This window comes from Streptomyces sp. TRM68416, from assembly GCF_014596915.1.
Classification (GTDB): domain Bacteria; phylum Actinomycetota; class Actinomycetes; order Streptomycetales; family Streptomycetaceae; genus Streptomyces.
The window spans coordinates 561750-582022 of sequence record NZ_JACVWU010000001.1; the positions used below are offsets into that span (position 1 = coordinate 561750).

Annotated in this window: 17 protein-coding genes; 2 read left to right on the forward strand and 15 right to left on the reverse strand. The window is 73.0% G+C overall.

Annotated features, from left to right (window positions below; all coding sequences use genetic code 11):
• Positions 1 to 12 precede the first annotated feature (12 nt).
• From ICC28_RS02595 to hrcA, 12 genes are all read right to left on the reverse strand, one after another.
• Positions 13 to 1158, reverse strand: a complete 1146-nt coding sequence (locus tag ICC28_RS02595; protein ID WP_188286701.1) for a carbohydrate kinase family protein — start codon at positions 1156 to 1158, stop codon at positions 13 to 15.
• Between the two features lie 128 nt (positions 1159 to 1286).
• Complete coding sequence (locus ICC28_RS02600; protein WP_188286702.1) at positions 1287 to 2576, reverse strand: glucarate dehydratase family protein; 1290 nt, start codon at positions 2574 to 2576, stop codon at positions 1287 to 1289.
• A complete protein-coding gene (locus ICC28_RS02605) occupies positions 2573 to 3469 on the reverse strand; it encodes a 5-dehydro-4-deoxyglucarate dehydratase (protein ID WP_223188291.1) in 897 nt (298 codons plus the stop codon). The genes ICC28_RS02600 and ICC28_RS02605 overlap by 4 nt, the downstream gene beginning before the upstream one ends.
• A 150-nt stretch (positions 3470 to 3619) precedes the next feature.
• On the reverse strand, positions 3620 to 4609 hold the full coding sequence (locus ICC28_RS02610) for an adenosine deaminase (RefSeq protein WP_188286704.1): 990 nt from the start codon (positions 4607 to 4609) through the stop codon (positions 3620 to 3622).
• A 20-nt stretch (positions 4610 to 4629) separates the two neighbouring features.
• Entirely contained in the window at positions 4630 to 5535 is a 906-nt protein-coding gene (locus tag ICC28_RS02615; protein WP_188286705.1) for a ribonuclease Z, read from the reverse strand.
• Positions 5536 to 5541: 6 nt separating this feature from the next.
• Positions 5542 to 5895 carry a histidine triad nucleotide-binding protein gene (locus ICC28_RS02620; RefSeq protein WP_188286706.1) on the reverse strand — a complete coding sequence of 118 codons (354 nt, stop codon included), beginning with the start codon at positions 5893 to 5895 and terminating at the stop codon, positions 5542 to 5544.
• Between the two features lie 52 nt (positions 5896 to 5947).
• Positions 5948 to 9166, reverse strand: a complete 3219-nt coding sequence (locus tag ICC28_RS02625; protein ID WP_188286707.1) for a S41 family peptidase — start codon at positions 9164 to 9166, stop codon at positions 5948 to 5950.
• A gap of 78 nt (positions 9167 to 9244) precedes the next feature.
• Positions 9245 to 9793 (reverse strand): hypothetical protein, encoded by a 549-nt coding sequence (locus ICC28_RS02630; RefSeq protein WP_188286708.1) that lies wholly within the window; start codon positions 9791 to 9793, stop codon positions 9245 to 9247.
• A gap of 187 nt (positions 9794 to 9980) precedes the next feature.
• Positions 9981 to 10721, reverse strand: coding sequence for a 16S rRNA (uracil(1498)-N(3))-methyltransferase (locus ICC28_RS02635; RefSeq protein WP_188286709.1), 741 nt, complete (start codon positions 10719 to 10721; stop codon positions 9981 to 9983).
• Positions 10718 to 11803 (reverse strand): nitronate monooxygenase, encoded by a 1086-nt coding sequence (locus ICC28_RS02640; protein ID WP_188286710.1) that lies wholly within the window; start codon positions 11801 to 11803, stop codon positions 10718 to 10720. Before ICC28_RS02640 ends, ICC28_RS02635 begins: the two co-directional genes overlap by 4 nt.
• Positions 11804 to 12105: 302 nt before the next feature.
• Positions 12106 to 13242, reverse strand: a complete 1137-nt coding sequence (gene dnaJ / locus ICC28_RS02645) for a molecular chaperone DnaJ (protein WP_188286711.1) — start codon at positions 13240 to 13242, stop codon at positions 12106 to 12108.
• A complete protein-coding gene (gene hrcA / locus ICC28_RS02650; RefSeq protein WP_188286712.1) occupies positions 13243 to 14259 on the reverse strand; it encodes a heat-inducible transcriptional repressor HrcA in 1017 nt (338 codons plus the stop codon). It abuts the gene before it with no gap.
• Positions 14260 to 14421: 162 nt separating this feature from the next.
• Between hrcA and ICC28_RS02655 the strand changes: the two genes are divergently transcribed.
• Both ICC28_RS02655 and ICC28_RS02660 read left to right on the forward strand, forming a co-directional pair.
• A complete protein-coding gene (locus tag ICC28_RS02655; RefSeq protein ID WP_188286713.1) occupies positions 14422 to 15150 on the forward strand; it encodes an MBL fold metallo-hydrolase in 729 nt (242 codons plus the stop codon).
• Between the two features lie 31 nt (positions 15151 to 15181).
• Complete coding sequence (locus ICC28_RS02660; RefSeq protein ID WP_188286714.1) at positions 15182 to 15994, forward strand: DUF3097 domain-containing protein; 813 nt, start codon at positions 15182 to 15184, stop codon at positions 15992 to 15994.
• On the opposite strand, the gene ICC28_RS02665 is transcribed toward ICC28_RS02660, so the two are convergent.
• The 3 genes from ICC28_RS02665 to ICC28_RS02675 all read right to left on the reverse strand — a co-directional run bounded on the left by ICC28_RS02665 (position 15972) and on the right by ICC28_RS02675 (position 20255).
• Positions 15972 to 16550: a Uma2 family endonuclease gene (locus tag ICC28_RS02665; RefSeq protein WP_188286715.1), complete on the reverse strand. Its 579-nt coding sequence runs from the start codon at positions 16548 to 16550 to the stop codon at positions 15972 to 15974. The two genes, ICC28_RS02660 and ICC28_RS02665, sit on opposite strands and share 23 nt — an antisense overlap.
• Before the next feature lie 100 nt (positions 16551 to 16650).
• Positions 16651 to 17883: a radical SAM family heme chaperone HemW gene (hemW, locus tag ICC28_RS02670; RefSeq protein WP_188286716.1), complete on the reverse strand. Its 1233-nt coding sequence runs from the start codon at positions 17881 to 17883 to the stop codon at positions 16651 to 16653.
• Positions 17884 to 17918: 35 nt separating this feature from the next.
• Positions 17919 to 20255, reverse strand: coding sequence for a SpoIIE family protein phosphatase (locus tag ICC28_RS02675; RefSeq protein WP_188286717.1), 2337 nt, complete (start codon positions 20253 to 20255; stop codon positions 17919 to 17921).
• Positions 20256 to 20273: the final 18 nt, after the last annotated feature.

Sequence of the window (20273 nt, forward strand, 5' to 3'; positions counted from 1 at the left end):
GTCGGCAGGCCTTCACGCCGACCTGCGGAACCCGATCGTCGGCACCGCCCGCCTCAGCGGCCACGGCCGCGCCGACTCCTCCGGCACCAGTCGGCCCAGGAAGGCGTATCTTCGCAGCGCCGTCGGGTCCTGCTCCTCGTAGGACTGGATGCGGCGCCACCACGCCCCGATCTCGGCCCAGCCGGGGGCGGAGAGGGAGCCGCCGAACTCCTGGACGGAGAGGGCGGCGGTGAGGCCCGCGAAGGCGAGCCGGTCGGGGAGCGGCCAGTCGGCCAGGGTGCCGGTGACGAATCCGGCCACGAAGACGTCTCCCGCGCCGGTGGGGTCCAGGGCCTCGACGGCGATGGCCGGGACCTCCGCGGTCTCCCCGGTCCGCCGGTCCACCGCGTAGGCGCCGTCCGCGCCGAGGGTGACCACGGCCAGCGGCACGTGTTCCGTCAGGCGGTGGGCCGCCTCGCGCGGGCAGGTCGTGCCGGTGTACCGCATCGCCTCCTCCGCGTTGGGCAGGAAGGCCTCGCAGTGTTCGAGGTCGGCGAGCCCGGCCAGGTCCCACGCCCCGGTGTCGTCCCAGCCGACGTCGCCGAAGATGCGCGTGCCCTTCGCCGCGGCCTGCGCGATCCACGGCGCCCGCCTGCCCGGCTCCAGGGAGGCGACGGCGGCACGCGCGCGGGGCGGGCAGTCGGGAGCGGGCTCCTCCGGGGGCGGCTCGTGGCCGTGGGAGACCATCGTGCGCTCGCCCTCGTAGGCCATGGAGACGGTGACCGGGGAGTGCCAGCCGGGGACCGTGCGCGACGGGGTGAGGTCGATGCCCTCGCCCTGCTCCAGCGCGTCCCAGCAGTACTCGCCGTAGTGGTCGTCGCCGAAGGCCGCCGCGAGGGAGGTGCGCAGGCCCAGGCGGGCCAGGGCCGTCGCCATGTTCGCCACGCCGCCGGGGCTCGATCCCATGCCGCGCGCCCAGGACTCGGTGCCGCGCACCGGGGCGGAGTCGAGGCCGGTGAAGATGATGTCGAGGAAGACGGTGCCCGTGAGGTAGACGTCCCAGGGCGGTTCGACGGGGGTGCGCAGCGCGGCCAGGGGGTCGACCTGGACCGGGCAGTGCGGCGGGCCCCCTACGACGGAGGACGGTCCCTTTCCGGTGGACGCGGCGGACGCGATCACGGTGCGCTCCCTGGCGTGGTGCGGTTCAGGCCAGTGTGCACCACGCCGCTGACAACCCGCCGCCCGTCACTCCGGAAGCATCCGTCCTCTCAGGTCGTCGCAGGTCACGGCCGTACGGGCCGGATCGCCTACCAGCGCGGTACGGCCGGGGTGACCCAGCCGGGTTCGGCCACCCGCATGGCCGCCGCGTCGTCGCGGTCGCGCAGCGGGCCGTCGTCGTCGAGCCACCGCCGGTGCAGCAGCGCCAGCCGGTCGCGGTCGAGTTCGACGCCCAGGCCGGGGGCGTCGGAGACGGTGAGCCTGCCGTCCCGGAACGTGTGCCGCCGGGTGAGGACGTCCTCCGACTGCCAGGGGTAGTGGGAGTCGCAGGCGTGGTGGAGGTTGGGCACCGTCGAGGCGACGTGGGTCATGGCGGCGAGGCTGATCCCCAGGTGGGTGTTGGAGTGCATGGAGACGCCGACGCCGAAGGTGCCGCAGACGGCGGCGAGGTGCTGGGTGTTGCGCAGCCCGCCCCAGTAGTGGTGGTCGGAGAGGACGACCTGGACGGCGTCGCGCGTGAACGCCTCCTTGATCTCGGCGAACGTGGTCACGCACATGTTGGTGGCGAGCGGCACGTCGGTGTGCGCGGCGATCTCGGCCATGGCGGGTGTGCCGAGCGCGGGGTCCTCCAGGTATTCGAGGACGTCACCGAGTTCCTTCGCCACCGTCAGCGAGGTCTGCACGCTCCAGGCGCCGTTGGGGTCCAGCCGCAGCGGGTGCCCGGGGAACGCCTCGGCGAGCGCCCGTACGGCGGCGATCTCCTCCTCGGGCGGGAAGACACCGCCCTTGAGCTTGAAGGAGGTGAAGCCGTACCGCTCCTTGAACCTGCGGGCCTGCTCGACGACGCCGGCCGGGTCGAGGGCGGCGCCCCAGTCGTCCCGCTCGGCGGCCACGCCCTCCGGGTGGTCGGCCCACTTGTAGAAGAGGTAGGCGCTGTACTCGACCGTGTCGCGCACCTTGCCGCCGAGCAGCGCGTGCACGGGCAGCCCGGCCGCCTTCCCCCACGCGTCCAGGCAGGCCACCTCGAACGCCGAGACCACGGACAGCCGCAGCTTGTCGGCGGTCTGGACGCCGCGCAGCCCGCCGACGTCGACCTGGTCCTCGACCCGCGCGGAGTCGACGGAGACCTCGTCGGCTATGCCGAACAGCCCGTTCAGGTCGGTCACCTGACGTCCGATCAGCCGCTCGGCGAACGGCCGGGCCAGCTCCAGGTACTTGGTGTCGCCGTACGTCTCGCCGAGGCCGGTGGTCCCGTCGGCGGTCTCCACCTCCACGATCAGCCGGGGCGTGTACGGCTGGTGCACACCTTGCGTGTTGAGCAGCGGCGGGTCGGCGACCAGGATCGGCGTGAGGCGGACGTCGGTGACGGCGAGGTTCACAGCGAGGCTCCTACGAGGTCGAGTCCGGCGGCCAGCAGGTTCTTCAGGTCGGCCAGGTCGGCGGCCGAGGGGTCGGTGAGCGGGGCGCGCACGGGTCCCACGGGTCCGCCGCGCAGTCGGGCCGCCGCCTTGACCAGGGAGACGGCGTATCCGGGGCGGCGGTCGCGGAGTTCGACGAGCGGGACGTAGAAGCCGCGCAGCAGCCGGTCGACCGTCTTGTGGTCGGCGTTCCGCAGGGCGGTGAAGAAGGCGTCGGCGATCTCGGGCGCGAAGGCGTGGACGGCGGAGGAGTAGGCGGGGACGCCGACGGCGGCGTAGGCGCGGGCCTGGATCTCGGCGGTGGCGGCGCCGTTGAAGAAGAGGAAGTCCTCGGGGGCGGCGAGGGTGAGGCGCTGGAGCCGGTCGAGGTCGCTGTGGCCGTCCTTGAGGCCGATGACGTTCGGGAGGGCGGCGATTCTTCGCAACGAGTCGGCGGTGAAGGCGACTTGGCCGCGCTGGTAGGCGATGAGCGGCAGCCGGGTTCCGGCGGCGATCCGCTCCGCCTGCCGGACGAGGCCCTCCTGCGGGGCGGCGACCAGGTAGTGCGGCAGGACCAGCAGGGCGTCGGCGCCCGCCTCCTCGGCGATGCGGGCGAAGCGCAGGGCCTGGGCCCAGCCGTAGCCGGTGCCGGCGACGACGGGCAGGCGGCCGGCCGCCTCCTCGACGGCGGTGGTGACGACCGTGCGGTACTCGTCCTCGTCGAGGGAGAAGAACTCGCCGGTGCCGCAGGCGGGGAAGAGGGCGCCGGGTCCGGTGGCGATCCGGTCGGCGACATGGGCGCGGAAGCCGTCCGGGTCGAGGGAGCCGTCGTCGTGGAAGCTCGTGAGCGGGAACGACAGCACGCCGCGCGCCATGCCGTCCCGGAGCCGCTGGACCGTATCCGTGCCCACGACTGTCTCCCCATGTAGACGTCGTCCATGTATGAAAATGGAGGCTAGATACGCGAACGGCGACCGTCAATGGCGCCGCCCCGCCCGCTGACGACACACGACCCCACCCGCCCCTCAGAACTCGTACGCCTCGACCTCCGCGAGGTACCGGGCCCGCCGCTCCTCGTCATGCTCCAGGAAACTGGCCAGGAAGGAGTTGCGGGCCAGCTCCCGCAGTTGCTCCTCGCTCAGGCCCAGCGCCGAGCGCACCGCGTCGAAGTTGTCCCCCGCGTAGCCCCCGAAGTAGGCGGGGTCGTCGGAGTTGACCGTGCACAGCAGCCCGGCCTCCAGCATCGCGGGAAGGGGATGCTCGGCCAGCACGTCGACCGTGCGCAGCCGCACGTTGGACAGCGGGCACAGCGTCAGCGGCACGCGCTCCCGCACCAGCCGCTCGACCAGCTCGGGCGACTCCACGCAGCGCAGCCCGTGGTCGATCCGCTCGACGCCGAGCACGTCCAGGGCCTCGGTGATGTACTCCGGCGGCCCCTCCTCCCCGGCGTGCGCCACCCGGCGCAGCCCGAGCCGGGCGGCGGCCTCGTAGACCTCCCGGAACTTCACCGGTGGGTGGCCGACCTCGGCGGAGTCGAGGCCGACCCCGACGATCCGGTCGAGGTGGGGGCGGGCGGCCTCGAGGGTCGCCATCGCCGACTCGGCGGACTCGTCCCGCAGGAAGCACATGATCAGCTGGGTGGAGACGCCGTGCCGCTCCTCGCTGCGCTCCAGCGCGCGGGAGAGTCCCTCGACGACCGTGCCCATGGCGACGCCCCGCGCGAGGTGGGCCTGCGGGTCGAAGAAGATCTCCGCGTGCCGGACGCCCTGCGCGGCGGCGCGGGCGAGGTAGGCGTCGGCGAGGTCCTCGAAGTCCCGCTCGGTGCGCAGCACCGCCATCAGCTCGTAGTACAGGTCCAGGAAGGACTGGAGGTCCTCGAACCGGTAGGCCTTGCGGAGCGCGTCGGTGTCGGCGTACGGCAGTTCGACGCTGTTGCGGGCGGCCAGCTCGAAGGCCAGCTCCGGCTCCAGGGTGCCTTCGATATGCAGGTGCAGTTCAGCTTTGGGGAGGGGCATCAAAGCATCGTACGGGCGTTTCAGCGACGTTTCGGAACCGGTACCCGCAGCAGATCGTGCGCCACCGTCAGCTCGCCCTCGAACCCGGCCGCCCGCGCCTGCCGTTCGAATTCGTCGGGATCGCTGTAGCGCTGGCTGAAGTGAGTGAGCACCAGGTGCCGTACGCCCGCGTCCTGGGCCGCCCGTGCCGCCTGCCCGGCGGTGAGGTGGCCGTGCTCGACCGCGAGGGCGGTGTCCTCCTCGAGGAAGGTGGACTCGATGACGAGCATGTCGCAGCCCTCGGCGAGGGCGTGCACGCCGTCGCACAGCCGGGTGTCCATGACGAACGCGAACCGCTGGCCGCGGCGGACCTCGCTGACGTCGTCCAGCGAGACACCGCGCAGGGAGCCCTCGCGCTGGATCCGGCCGACGTCCGGGCCCTTGATGCCGTGCGCGGCGAGCCGTTCGGGCAGCATGCGCCTGCCGTCGGGCTCGACGATCCGGTAGCCGTACGACTCGACGGGATGCGAGAGCTTGCGGGCCTCCAGCGTGTAGCCGGGCGCGGTGGCGAGGACGCCGTCCCGGCTCACCGGCGCCTGCCGGATGTCGACGGTCTCGCGGTAGGCGGTGGAGTACCGGAGGCGGTCGAAGAAGCGCTGCCCGGACTTCGGGTAGTGGGCGGTTATGTCGTGCGGCACCCGGTCGAGGTTGATGCGCTGGATGACCCCGGCGAGGCCGAGGGAGTGGTCCCCGTGGAAGTGCGTGACGCAGATCCGGTTGAGGTCGTGGGCGGCGACTCCGGCCCGCAGCATCTGCCGCTGGGTGCCCTCGCCGGGGTCGAAGAGGATGCCCTCGCCGTCCCAGCGCAGCAGGTAGCCGTTGTGGTTGCGGTGCCGGGTGGGCACCTGGCTCGCGGTGCCGAGGACCACCAGTTCACGTACGGACACGGCCGGCTACCCCGGCGGCCACTGCAGGCCACGGCCGCCGAGGACGTGCGCGTGGGCGTGCCAGACGGTCTGGCCGGCGCCGGAGCCGGTGTTGAAGACGATGCGGTAGCTCTCCGCCTTCTCCTCGTCGGCGACCGCCTGCGTCTCACGCAGCACGTCGGCGGCGATGTCCGGAGCGGCGGCGGCCAGCGCGGCGGCGTCCCTGTAGTGCGCCTTGGGGATGACCAGGACGTGCGTGGGCGCCTGGGGGTTGATGTCCCGGAAGGCGATGGTGGTCTCGGTCTCGCGGACGATCGTCGCCGGGATGGTGCCGGCGACGATCTTGCAGAACAGACAGTCGTCCTGGGGCTCCCCTGCCATGCGTGTGCCTCCTTCACGCTGGTGATCTCGTAGGGGCATGGTAGCGAGCCGGTCAGGGCAGCGACGGCGGTGTCTTCGCCGGGTTCCGGTCCAGCGACTCCAGCGCGATCCTGATCGCCTCGTCCAACTGCGCGTCCCGCCCGGCCACATGGTCCTGGGGGCGCTGTACGACCTCCACGTCCGGGTCCACGCCGTGGTTCTCCACGTCCCACCCGTAACCGTCGAGCCAGATCGCGTACTTCGGCTGGGTGACGAGCGTCCCGTCGACCAGCCGGTAGCGGCTGTCGATGCCGATGACACCGCCCCAGGTCCGCGTGCCCACCACCGGCCCGATCCCGAGCGCCTTGATCGCCGCGTTGACGATGTCCCCGTCGGACCCGGAGAACTCGTCGGCCACCGCCACGACCGGCCCGCGGGGCGCGTCCTCGGGGTAGCTCGACGCCCGCATCCCCCGCGGCACGGTCCACCCGACGATCCGGCGGGCCAGCTTCTCCACGACGAGCTGCGAGGTGTGCCCGCCGCGGTTCTCCCGGACGTCCACGACGAGCCCCTCCCGGGCCACCTCGATCCGCAGGTCCCGGTGGATCTGCGCCCAGCCCGGCGCCTGCATGTCGGGCACGTGCAGATAGCCCAGCCGCCCGCCGGACCGCTCATGGACGTACGCCCGTCGCCCGGCCACCCAGTCGTGGTAGCGCAGGGGTTCCTCGTCGGCGACGGGCACGACCACCGCGTGCCGCGGCTCGCCGCCGCCGGCCGGGGACACGGTCAGCTCGACCGGCTTGCCCGCCGTGCCGACGAGCAGCGGACCGGGCCCGGCCACCGGATCCACCGGCACCCCGCCCACCGCGACGATCGCGTCCCCGGCCCGCACGGCTACGCCGGGCGCGGCGAGCGGCGCCCGCGCCTTGGGGTCGGACGTCTCCGAGGGCAGGATGCGGTCGATGTGCCAACTGCCGTTCTCCCGGCGGGAGATGTCGGCCCCGAGCAGTCCCTGCCGGGCGCCGCCGCGGTGTCCGCCGCGCGGGATGACGTACGCGTGCGAGGTGCCCAGCTCGCCCTGCACCTCGTAGAGCAGGTCCACCAGGTCGTCGTGGGTGGCCACCCGTTCCAGCACCGGCCGGTAGCGGTCGAGGACCCCGTCCCAGTCCACCCCGCTCAGGTCCGGCCGCCAGAAGTGGTCGCGCATGACGCGGCCGGCCTCTTCGTACATCTGCCGCCACTCGGCGGCCGGGTCGACGGTCTGCCGTACCCGGCCGAGGTCGACGGTGACGTTGGTGTCGCTGTCCTCGTCGCCGGAGGCCCGCCGGTCGCTGGGGACGACCTTGAGCCGGCCGTCGGTCCACAGCAGCACCCGCTTGCCGTCGCCGCTGACCTCGAAGTGGTCGGCGTCGGCGGCGAGATGCTCGACGCGCTGCTGAAGGAGGTCGTAGCGCTCCAGCTCGGCCCTGGGGTCGGGGTCCTCCGGTGCGGCCCGGGAGGCGCCGAGTTCGCCCGTGACGGGGTGCCGCAGCCACAGCAGTCCGTCCTTGGCGGCCCGCAGGGCGGTGTAGCGGGCGGCCTCGACCGAGAACGGCACAATCCGGTCGGCGAGCCCTTCGAGGTCGATACGGGTGGCCGGGGCGCCCTCGCTGTCGGGCGTCTCGTCCTTGTCGGGGGCGTCGAAGGGCCGCCCGTGCCGCTGCGGCCCGAACGGCGAGGGCGTGGTGGCGGCCAGGGTGATCAGGTACGGGCGGGAGCCGACCACGAAGGCGAGGTCGAAGACGTGCTCGTCGTAGACGGGGTCGAAGGAGCGCGCGGACAGGAAGGCCAGGTGCTTGCCGTCCTGGGTGAACGCCGGCGCGTAGTCCTGGAACCGCAGCGGGGTCGCCTCGGTGACCGACAGGTCGGTCGTGTTGGCGAGCCGCAGCTGGCTGAGCGGGCGCGGGCCGGGGTGCGCCCAGGCGAGCCAGGCGGAGTCGGGCGAGAACACCAGCCCGGACACGTCGCCGTCCGTGCTGCGGTCGACCTCGCGCACCTCGCCGGTCTCCCGCTCGACGAGCAGCACGCGTCCGTCGTGCGCGGCGACGGCGGCCCGGCTGCCGTCCGGGGCCATGGCGAGGTCGAGGACCCGGCCGAGCTGTCCGGCGGCGAGCCGGCGCGGGGTGGCGCCCGGGGCGAGTCCGGTGGCCGGGGCGAACTCCAGGGCGTCGTCGCCCTCGGCGTCGGTCACCCACACCACCCACTCCTCGCCCTCGGCGCGGAAGCTGCGCGGCTTGCGGGCCCGTACGCCGGGTTCGGCGGCGAGCGCGCGGGCGGGGCCGGAGCGGTGGGTGACCCAGTGGACGGCGCCGCGCACGCAGACGGCGCTGCCGCGCGCGGTGTGGTCGGGGGCGGCGGAGCCGAACCAGCGGGCGGCGTTGACCGGGTACGGCTGCCGGTCGGTGCGCTGTCCGCCGAGCCGGACGTCCAGGCGGCGCGGCTCGGCGCCGTCGAGGTCGTCGAGCAGCCAGAGTTCACCGGCGCAGGCGTAGACGACGCGGGTGCCGTCGGAGGCCGCGTGGCGGGCGTAGAAACCGTCGAGAGCGGTGTGCCGGCGCAGGTCGGAACCGTCGGCGAGCGAGGAGTACAGCGCCCCGACGCCCTCGTGGTCGGAGAGGAAGGCGATGCGCTCGCCGACCCACGCCGGGTACTCGATGTTCCCGTCCAGCTCCTGGTGCAGCCGGACGAACTCCCCCGCGCCTTCCCCGTCGCGGACGTCCCGGTCGATCCACAACTTCCCCGTCGTACCGCCCCGGTACCGCTTCCACCGGGCCGCCTCCAGTCCCATGCCCACGGACAGCAGCACGGTGTGCGGCCCGTAGGCCACTCCCCCGACGGGCCCGTACGGCAGGGTCGTCGCCGGTCCGCCGTCGAGCGGGACGGCGTGCGCCCAGGTGCGGCTGCGGCTCGCGCGGCCCTGGCTGCTGGTCGCGAGGACGTGTCCGTCGGGGGTCCAGCCGCGCACCCGGGTCGGGTAACTGCCCCAGTGCGTGAGGCGGGTGGAGGCCCCGCCGTCCACCGGGGCGATGTGCACCTCGGGTGCGCCGTCGCGGGTGGAGGTCCAGGCGACGGTGGTGCCGTCGGGCGAGATGCGCGGCGCGGTGACGGGGACGTTGTCGGCGCTGACCCGCCAGGCCCGTCCGCCCTCTAGAGGGGCGAGCCAGACGTCGTCCTCGGCGGTGAAGGCGATCAACTCGCCGTGCAGGTGGGGGAACCGGAGATACGCGGATGCCGTGGCCGCAGGCTGAGTCACCCGCTCACCCTACGCAGCGGCGTGACCCGCGGTAAGGGGTTTCGATCACTTGCCCTCCGGACGACCGGCCCCCGGGGGTCATTTGCCCTCGGGCCAGCACTGCGGATCCTCCTTGCACCACAGCGTCTTGGTGACGGTCACGGTGACGGTGGGGCCGGGCTGCTGCTGACCGCCGTTGCTCGGTACGACGACGGGTGACGGCGTCCCCTCGCAGTTGCCCAGCCCGTCCACGTGGAACCACTCCTTGCCGTCCACCTTGGCAACGAGGTTGCCGCGGACGCACTTGCCGTCGACCGCGCGGGTGACGGTGCCGTCGACCGTGATGTCCTTGCCGTCCTTGGTCCTGCCGTCGCAGTCGACGTCGGCCACCGTCTCCTCGCCCGCGCTGGGCGTCGAGCCGTTGCCGTCGTCGCCGTAGGAGGCGCGGCAGGTGAGCCACTGCACGTCCGCCTTCTGCCGCTCCAGCTCCCGCGTCACGGTCTGGTCGGTGGTGTACGCGATGGACGCGGTGCTCATCCCCATCGTCTCGCACGCGACGGTTCCGCCGACGGCGACCACGACCAGCCCGGCCGCACCCGCCACTCGCGCCCCTCGCGGGCGACGCCAAATCCGCCTCAATGCCCCCATGGAGGGCAGCCTGCCACTGTCCCGGCCGCCGCGGTAGAGCGCATACGGCCACAACTCCGCTCCCGCGGGCCCCGTCGACGTACTGTTCTGCCGTGCGCAACGACCGCAGGCCGAGAGACTCGTCGTGACCGAACGGACGGTCCACTGGTGGACCGTCCGGCGGGGAGTTGAACGGATGGGGCCGATGTCAGGACCAGCGGCCGGTACGGCCGAGCAGCAGGGCCGCGGCGGCGGTGCCCGCGGTCGACGTGCGCAGCACACTGGGCCCGAGCCGGTAGGGCAGCGCCCCGGCCTCTTCGAAGAGGGCCAACTCCTCCGGCGCCACGCCCCCTTCGGGCCCGACGACCAGCACGATCTCCCCCGCGGCGGGCAGTCCGACGGTCGCCAGCGGCTCCTGGCCGCTCTCGTGGAGTACGGCGGCGAAGTCGGCCTTCGCGAGCAGCGCGGCGACCTGCTTGGAGGTCGCCGCGTCCGCGACCTCGGGGAAGCGGACGCGCCGGGACTGCTTGCCGGCCTCACGGGCGGTGGCCCGCCACTTCGTGAGCGCCTTCAGCCCGCGCTCGCCCTTCCACTGCGTGATGCAACGGGAGGCCGCCCAGGGCACGATCGCGTCGACGCCGACCTCGGTCATGGTCTCGACGGCGAGTTCACCGCGGTCGCCCTTGGGCAGGGCCTGGACGACGGTGATCCGGGGAGACGCCTCGGCCTCTTCCGCGACCTCGCCCAGCTCGACGACGAGCCGGTCCTTGCCCTCGGTCTCCAGCACCACGCACTCGGCCCAGCGCCCGGCCCCGTCGGTGAGGACCACACCCTCACCGGCCCGCAGCCGCTTCACGGAGACGGCATGCCGCCCTTCGGGCCCGTCGAGGACGTACCGCCCGCCGCGACCCGCATCGAAGTGCTCGACCACGAACACCGGAGCCGTCATCGCCCCGCACCGCCTTCCTGACCCACCGACAACGCTGTCCTGGCGGCGTCGAGTTCGGCCGCCAGCACCTCCACCAACTGCCCCGCCGGCAGCTCACGGGCCATCCGGTGCCCCTGCCCGGCCCACAGCGCCATGCCCTGCGCGTCACCCGCCTTGGCGGCCGCCTTGCGCAGCGGCGCGGTGAGGTGGTGGACCTCCGGGTAGGCGGCGGGGGCGTACGGCCCGTGCTCGCGCATGAACCGGTTGACGAGCCCGCGGGCGGGCCGCCCGGAGAAGGCGCGCGTCAGCTCGGTGCGTACGTACAGGGGGTTGGTCAGCGCCTGCTTGTGCACGGCGCCGGCCCCGGACTCGGGCGTGGCGAGGAATGCCGTACCGAGCTGGGCGGCGCTCGCGCCCGCGGCGAGCACGGCGGCGATCTGGCTGCCCCGCATGATGCCGCCGGCGGCAACGACAGGAATGGCGACGGTCTCGCGGATCTGCCCGATCAGCGACAGCAGCCCGATCCCGGTCCCGTCGGTCTCGGGGTTGTCGCGATGCGTCCCCTGGTGGCCGCCTGCCTCGATCCCCTGCGCGATCACCGCGTCGGCCCCGGCCCGCTGCACGGCGAGCGCCTCGTCGGCGGTGGTCGCGTTGACCAGGGTGAAGGTCCCGGCCCGGCGGAGGGAGTCGAGCACTTCGGGGCTCGGCACTCCGAAGTGGAAGGAGACCACCGGCACCGGGTTGTCGAGCAGCACGGCGAGCTTGGCGTCGTACCCGTCGTCCCGTCCGCAGTCCGGATCGCCCAGCTCCGTCTCGTACCAGCCCGCCTCCCCGGCCAGCTGATGGGCGTAGACATCGACGGCGGCCGCGTCCGCGTACTCCGGCTGCGGCAGGAACAGATTGATCCCGAAGGGCCGGCCGGTCAGCCCCCGCAACTGCTTGATCTCCTGGTACATGCCATCGGCGGTCTTGTACCCACCCGCGAGAAACCCGAGCCCTCCGGCCTCGGACACGGCAGCGGCAAGCGCCGGCACGGACACACCGCCCGCCATCGGGGCCTGCACGATCGGATGGGGGAAAAGATCGGTCAGCGCGGAGGACATGACGGCATGTTGTCACGTCCCCAGAACAAGACCGAACCCACCCTTCCGCCCACCCATCACAACCCCGCCCAGCGCTTGAAGCCGACGCAACAACCAGACGCCCCTTGCCGGCGCCGGTCGGTACATCCAGCCCGTCCGGCGCTTGAGGACGAGGCCCGTTCAGGGCCGATGGGGGTGCAGGGGCGAAGCCCCGCGGGGGTCCAGGGGGCGGAGCCCCCAGGCGGGGTCGAAGGGGCGGCAGCCCCTGGGGATGGGACGGGTAGGGGCGGCGGGGGCGAAAACAACCCGGCGCCCACCCACCGTCACCGCCCGTTGAACGCATCCTTCAGCCGCGAGAACAACCCCTGCTGCCCCGGCTGGAACTGCCCCTGCGGCCGCTCCTCACCCCGCAGCTTCGCCAGCTCCCGCAACAACCGCTCCTGCTCCGGATCCAGCTTGCTCGGCGTCTGCACCTCGACATGCACGATGAGATCACCGCGCCCACCACCCCGCAGATGCGTCACACCACGCCCGTGCAGCGGAATCGACTGCCCGGACTGGGTCCCGGGCCGAATGTCGACCTCCTCAAGACCGTCCAGCGTCTCCAACGGCACCTTCGTCCCCAGCGCCGCCGCCGTCATCGGAATGGTCACCGTGCAGTGCAGATCGTCCCCGCGCCGCTGGAACATCGCATGCGGCAGCTCATGGATCTCGACGTACAGGTCACCGGCAGGACCGCCACCCGGCCCCACCTCACCCTCACCCGCGAGCTGGATCCGCGTGCCGTTGTCGACACCGGCCGGGATCTTCACGGTCAGGGTCCGACGGGACCGCACCCGCCCGTCCCCCGCGCACTCCGGACACGGCGTCGGAACCACGGTCCCGAACCCCTGGCACTGCGGACACGGCCGCGAGGTCATGACCTGCCCCAGGAACGACCGCGTCACCTGCGACACCTCACCGCGCCCGCGGCACATGTCACACGTCTGCGCGGAGGTCCCCGGCGCCGCGCCCTCACCGCTGCAGGTGTTGCAGACGACGGCGGTGTCGACCTGGATGTCCTTCGTCGTACCGAAGGCCGCCTCGTCGAGCTCGACCTCCAGCCGGATCATCGCGTCCTGACCGCGCCGCGTCCGCGACCTCGGCCCGCGCTGGGACGCGGTCCCGAAGAACGCGTCCATGATGTCCGAGAAGTTCCCGAAGCCGCCCGCGCCGAAGCCGCCCGCGCCCCCGCCGCCCGCCTGGGACAGCGGGTCGCCGCCGAGGTCGTAGACCTGCTTCTTCTGCGGGTCCGACAGCACCTCGTAAGCGGCGTTGATCTCCTTGAACCGCTCCTGGGTCTTCGGATCCGGGTTGACGTCCGGGTGCAGCTCGCGCGCGAGCCGGCGGAACGCCTTCTTGATCTCATCCTGCGACGCGTCGCGGCGCACGCCGAGAACGGCGTAGTAGTCCGTGGCCACTTACGACTCCGCCAGGATCTGTCCGACGTACCGTGCCACTGCGCGTACCGCTCCCATCGTTCCCGGGTAATCCATGCGGGTCGGTCCGACCACGCCGAGCTTGGCGACTGCCTCGCCGCCCGAACCGTAGCCGACCGACACCACGGACGTTGAGTTGAGTCCCTCGTAGGCGTTCTCGTGCCCGATGCGCACGGTCATGCCCGAATCCCCGGCCTCGCCAAGGAGTTTGAGGAGCACGACCTGCTCCTCAAGGGCCTCCAGGACGGGCCGGATGGTGAGGGGGAAGTCATGTCCGAAGCGGGTCAGATTGGCGGTGCCGCCGATCATCAACCGCTCCTCGTTCTCCTCGACGAGCGTCTCCAGCAGGGTGGAGAGCACCGTCGAGACCGTGCCGCGGTCCTCCAGGTCGAAGCCCTCGGGGAGGTCCTCGACGAGCGTCGGCACGTCGGTGAAGCGCCGACCCGCGATCCGGCTGTTCAGCCGGGCCCGCAGATCGGCCAGGGACGTCTCGCCGAACGGCGCCGGGCAGTCGACCATCCGCTGCTCGACCCGGCCGGTGTCCGTGATCAGCACGAGCATCACGCGCGCGGGTGCGAGCGAGAGCAGCTCCACGTGCCGCACGGTCGACCGGGTCAGCGACGGGTACTGCACGACGGCGACCTGCCGGGTGAGCTGGGCCAGCAGCCGTACCGTCCGCGCGACGACGTCGTCGAGGTCGACGGCGCCGTCGAGGAAGTTCTGGATGGCCCGCCGCTCGGGCGCGGTCATCGGCTTGACGCCGGCCAGCTTGTCGACGAAGAGCCGGTAGCCCTTGTCGGTCGGGATCCGCCCGGCACTGGTGTGCGGCTGGGCGATGAACCCCTCGTCCTCCAGGGCCGCCATGTCGTTGCGCACGGTGGCCGGGGAGACGCCGAGGTTGTGCCGCTCGGTGAGGGCCTTGGACCCCACCGGCTCCTCGGTGCCGACGTAGTCCTGGACGATGGCGCGCAGCACCTGAAGCCTGCGTTCACTCAGCATCGCGCACACCTCCAGAAGTCGTCCCCTTGGCGCTTCGCCTGGCACTCTGTCCGTGCGAGTGCCAGCCGTCCCCGGCCCAGTGTACGGCCGTGGGGTGCACCCCGGGCAAGGCCGGTCCCGCGACGCCGTGCCGGAAGGGGCGGTCACCGCTAGCGTCGCCGTATGACGGTGACTTGGGAAGAGCTGGGATGGGAGCAGGTCGCGACCGGGGTCTTCCGGCGTCGGCTGCCCGGCTGGGACTGCACGGTGGGGCTGGTCGTCGGCGAGGGTACGGCGCTGGTGGTCGACGCCGGGTCGAGCCTCGCCGAGGGCGGGCGGCTGCGGATGCGGGCGGAGGCGCTGACCGGTCACCGTGTGACTCATCTCGCGCTGACGCATCCCCATTTCGATCATGTCTTCGGGGCGGCGGCGTTCGCCGGGGCGGAGGTCTACGGCGCGGTGGGCATCGAGTCGGCGTTCGCGCCCCACGCGCGCGAGGAGCTGCGCGCGGACGCGGTCCGCAACGGTCTGGACGCCCGCCTGGCCGACGAGGCCGTGGACACGCTCACCCCGCCCCGCCACCACGTCTCCGGCGAGTGGACCCTCGACCTGGGCGGCGACCGGCAGGTGCTGCTGGCGAACGCGGGCCCCGGCCACACCGCCCACGACCTGGTCGTCCTGGTCCCGGGCACCCCGGAGGTCGTCTTCTGCGGCGACCTGGTCGAGGAGTCGGGCGAACCGCAGGCGGGCCCGGACGCCGTCCCGTCCCAGTGGCCCGCGGCCCTGGACCGCCTCCTGGCGCTGGGCGGCGAGGACGCGCTGTACGTGCCCGGTCACGGAGCGGTGGTGGACGCGGCGTTCGTACGACGCCAGCGGGACGCCCTGGCAACCCGTTTCGGCGTGTCGCAGTGATCGCGCGGGGGCTTCTCCTATCGTCATCCGAATGCGCCAGTACTCCGCCGACCTGACCCCTCCGTGGAAGAAGCCGAAGCCGGTACCGGAGGTCCCCGCCGAGCCCGGCCTGGTGGTCGAGGAGCCGGGGACGGGCTTCTGCGGCGCGGTGATCCGCTGCGAGGCGGGCACGGTCACCCTGGAGGACCGCTTCGGCAAGCACCGGGTGTTCCCGCTGGAACCGCGCGGCTTCCTCCTGGAGGGCCGGGTGGTCACCCTCGTACGCCCCACCGCTTCGCCGCTACGGGCGACCCGTACCGCCTCCGGTTCGGTCGCCGTCCCCGGCGCACGCGCGCGCGTGGCCCGCGCCGGGCGCATCTACGTCGAGGGCCGGCACGACGCCGAACTGGTCGAGAAGGTGTGGGGCGACGACCTCCGCATCGAGGGCGTCGTCGTGGAGTACCTGGAGGGCGTGGACGACCTGCCGTCGATCGTCGCGGACTTCGCCCCGGGGCCGGACGCCCGCCTGGGCATCCTGGTCGACCACCTGGTGCCGGGCACGAAGGAGTGGCACATCGCCCAGTCGGTGACGAACGAGCACGCCCTCGTCGTGGGCCACCCGTACATCGACATCTGGGAGGCGGTGAAGCCGTCGTCCCTGGGCATCGCGGAGTGGCCGAGGGTCCCGCACGGCCAGGACTGGAAGACGGGCGTGTGCCGCGCGCTGGGGTGGCCGTCGGAGAACACCGGGGCGGTGTGGCAGGCGATCCTGAAGCGGGTGGGGTCCTACAAGGATCTGGAGCCGGAGCTGCTGGGGCGGGTGGAGGAGTTGATCGACTTCGTTACGGGTAGCGGTGAGGCCTGACGCCCGAGAACGTTCCAAACTCGCTGGTGTCCAGTTCGAGCCCCAGCTCCTCCAGCGGCAACGGCGCCCCGAACTTGGTGATCTGCTGCCGCTGGTAGTCGGCGTCCTCGCCCTTCCCGACGGGTCTTGTCAGCAAGACACATTGCGCCATGATCGGGTCAATGATGAGGTAGGCGGGCACCATGCCGGCGGCGTAGATCGAGCGCTTGACTCCGTAGTCCCGTGCGGCGCTGGTCTTGGAGACGACCTCGACCACCATCGTGATCAGCTGTGACGGCAGCAGGCGCCCCGATTCCGGACCAGCTCCGCGTTCCATCACCACCAGGTCCGGCACAGGCTCACTGGCCTCACTCACAATGTCGACGTCCTGAGTCTGGAGCCGTTCCCAGCGTTTGCCCGGAATCTGATCCTGCACCATCGTGACGATCCGGTTATGCACGAGATCGGGGCTGGCCGTCATCACGATCTCTCCCCGCAGAAGCTCCACCTTGAGTCCGTCGGGCGGCTCAAAACCCTCGAAGAACTCTGCGACTCCACGTTCGTCCACAGTGGTCATCTCCGTGGCCTCCACATTCGCCGCGTGCTTTTCAGCGGCAGCCTTCGAACCAGGTTAGGGACCGAACCCGCGTTCCGCACTGATTCACCCGCCCGAGTCATCAGTCCACCAGGTCCCTGACCACCGCGTCCGCCAGCAACCGCCCCCGCAGCGTCAGTACCGCGTGCCCCTCGGCGTACGGCCCTTCCTGGAGCAGTCCGTCCGACAGTGCCCGGCGCGATGCCGCCAGTCCGTCGGGGCGCAGGAGGTCCAGCGGCACCCCGTCCCGCAGCCGCAGCTCCAGCAGGATCCGTTCGACCCGCCGGTCCTCGGCCGTGAGGATCTCCCGCCCGGCCCCCGGCGACCGCCCCGCGGCCAGCGCCGCCGCATACGCGCCCGGATGCTTCACGTTCCACCAGCGGACCCCGCCCACGTGGGAGTGGGCGCCCGGCCCTGCGCCCCACCAGTCGGCGCCGCGCCAGTACAGCTCGTTGTGCAGGCAGCGGCCCGCCTCCGAGGTGGCCCAGTTGGAGACCTCGTACCAGTCGAAGCCCGCCTCCGACAGCGCCGACTCCGCGATCAGGTAGCGGTCGGCGTGGACGTCGTCGTCGGTCATCGGGACCTCGCCCCGGCGGATCCGGCGGGCGAGCTGGGTGCCCTCCTCGACGATCAGGGCGTACGCCGAGACGTGGTCGGGTCCGGCCCCGATCGCCGCCTCCAACGAGGCCCGCCAGTCGTCGTCGGACTCGCCGGGCGTGCCGTAGATCAGGTCGAGGTTCACGTGCTCGAAGCCCGCCGCGCGGGCCTCCGCCACGCATGCCTCGGGGCGGCCGGGCGTGTGCGTGCGGTCCAGTACGCGCAGCACGTGCCGCTTCGCGCTCTGCATGCCGAAGGAGATCCGGTTGAAGCCGCCCTGCCGGAGCGTGGCCAGGTACGCGGGGTCCACCGACTCCGGGTTCGCCTCCGTGGTGATCTCCGCGTCCGCCGCGAGCCCGAACTCGTCGCGGATCGCCCCCAGCATCCGTACGAGATCGTCGGCGGCCAGCAGGGTGGGCGTGCCGCCGCCGACGAAGACCGTGCGGACCGGACGGGGGTCGTCGCCGAGGACCTTCCGCGCCAGCCGGATCTCGTCGACGAGGGTGTCCGCGTAGTTGTCGCGGGAGGCCAGCACGCCGCCGGTGCCGCGCAGCTCGGTGGCGGTGTAGGTGTTGAAGTCGCAGTAGCCGCAGCGGGTCGCGCAGTACGGGACGTGCAGATAGAACCCGAGGGGGCGGTCGGCGGCCCCGGCGAGCGCGGACGCGGGCAGTGCGCCGTCCTCGGGGACGGGCTCGCCGTCGGGAAGTGCAGAAGGCATACCTTCCATTGTCCAGCACCCCGGCCGGTCGCCCGTCACTCGGCCTGCAGCACCAGCAGCGCCAGATCGTCCGCCGGTGGCCGTCCGTCGAACTCGTGCACGAGCCGCCGGATGCGTTCCGCGATGAGCGGGGCGGTCAGTCCGGCGCATCCGGCGAGGGCGGTCGCGAGTCCGTCGCCGTCGTCGAACTGGCGGGAGCCGGAGCGCCGCTCGGTCACCCCGTCCGTCACGCACAGCAGGCTGTCGCCGCACAGCAGCTCGAAGGTCTCGCTGGTGTACGTGGCGTCCTCGACGACGCCGAGGAGGGTCTGCGGCCGCGCGGCGGTACGCACGCTGCCGTCGTGGCCGAGGAGCAGCGGCAGCGGGTGCCCGGCGGAGGCGAGGGTGCAGCGGACGCCTCCGGGGAACGGGACGAGTTCGCCGTAGAGGAGGGACAGGAAGCGGGTCTGCGGTCCGTCGCCGGGGGCGGTCGGCCCGGCCAGGGCGCGCGCGGCGGCGTCGGCGGCCTCCGTGGTCTCGTCGAGGAGGAGCTGGTTGAGGCGGTCGAGGACGTCGGCGACGCGGTAGCCCTCGCGGGCGAGCAGCCGCAGCCAGGGCCGGGCCAGGCCGATGACCACGGCCGCCTCCGGCCCCTTGCCCTGGACGTCGCCGACGGCGAAGCACCAGCGGCCGTCGCCGGCCGGGAACAGGTCGTAGAAGTCGCCGCTGGGGCCGCCCTTGTCGCACGGCTCGTACACCAGCGCGCTGGACAGGCCGGGTATCTCGGCGACGGCTCCGGGCAGCAGGCCGCGCTGGAGGACGGCGCTGATGGTGGCCTGGCGGGCGTACTGGCGGGCCGCGCCGATGGCGAGGGCCACCCGGCGACCGAGGTCCTCCACGAGCCCGGTGACCTCGTCGGGGAAGCCCAGCAGCCCGGCCCGGCCGATGACGAGGGTGCCCAGCGGGCGGCCACCCGCGACCAGCCGGTACGCGAGCGCCGTGCCCTGTGCCTCGTACGGGCCCAGCGCCCGGCCGGGCCAGGGGTGCGCGACGGGGCCGGAGCGCAGGTCGTCCGTCGGGCGCGGCGGGTCCTTCTCCAGGGCCCGGCGCAGTTCCTCGATGCGGGTCTCGCTGCCGTGCCAGACGCGGGCGAGGTGCGGTCCGGCCCCGCCGGGGTCGCCCAGGGCTCCGGCTCCGGTCGGCCGGGCTGAGCCCCAGCGGCTGGTCTCGTCCTCCAGCCACACCGCGCACCAGTCGGCCAGCCGGGGCACCAGGAGCTGCCCGGCGAGCGCGGCGACCAGGTTCTCGTCAAGCTGTCCGGCCAGCAGGTCGGAGGCCTCGGCGAGGAAGGAGAGGGCGCCGCGGTTGAGCCATTCGCGGTCGCGTTCGGGCCGTAGGGGGGCGGGGTGGGGTATGGCGAGGGGGCGGGGGGCGGCGGGCTGAGCGGCGTGCGCCTCGCGGCGCTCCGTGGCGCAGGCCTCACGGCGCTCCGTGGCGCGGGCCTTGCGGCCCTCCGTGGCGCAGGCCTCGCGGCCCTCCGTGGCGCGGGCCTTGCCGCATCCCGCGGCGAACGCCTGGCCGCCGTCTGCGCCGCATTCCTCGCCACCTTCCGCGGCGCACGCCCGGTCACACCCCGCAACGCATCCCTCGCCGCCTGCCGCAGCGCACGCCTTAGTGCCCTCCGCGCCCTCCGCGCCCTCCACAGCCCCCGCCTGGCCGCACCCCTCACCACCTGCCGCAACGCAGGCCTCGCCGCCTGCGCCTGCCCACGCCCGGCCGCACCCCGCAGCGCACCCCTCACCACCTGCCGCAGCGCACGCCCGGCCGCCCTCCCCGCCGCACCACTCACCACCCTCCGCACCGCACCCCCCGCCACCCCCCGCGTCGCCCCCACCCCCCGCCGGGAGCCTCGCCCACACCGTCTTGGCGCCGGTGCGGTAGGTGACGCCCCAGGAGTCGGCGAGGCGGGCGACGAGGTGCAGGCCGCGGCCGTACTCCGTGGGCCCGTGCGGGAGTTCGGCCGCGCCGCCGTGCGGTGCGCGTGAGGGGTGGCGGTCGGAGACCTCGACGACGAAGGCTCCCGACTCCTCCGTCCGGCATGCCAGTTCGACGTCGGTGCCGGCGTGGACGACGGCGTTGGTGACGAGTTCGCTGGTGACGACGAGGGCGTCGGCGATGAGGCGGCCGGTGAGGTGTTCGCTGCCGGGCAGGCCGAGGCCGATCCACTCCGCGACCCGGGCGCGCACGAACGCGCGGGCGGCGCCCGGCGCGAGGGGGTTGCCGGGCAGTGTCACGCGCGCCTGCGCACGCGGTCGTGCGCCGCCGTGCGCAGGCGCGTCAGAGGGATCAGAGGGACGGGAGCCGGTCTCCCGTCGCACCGGAATGGCCCCCATGGACAGCTCCCCGAGCGG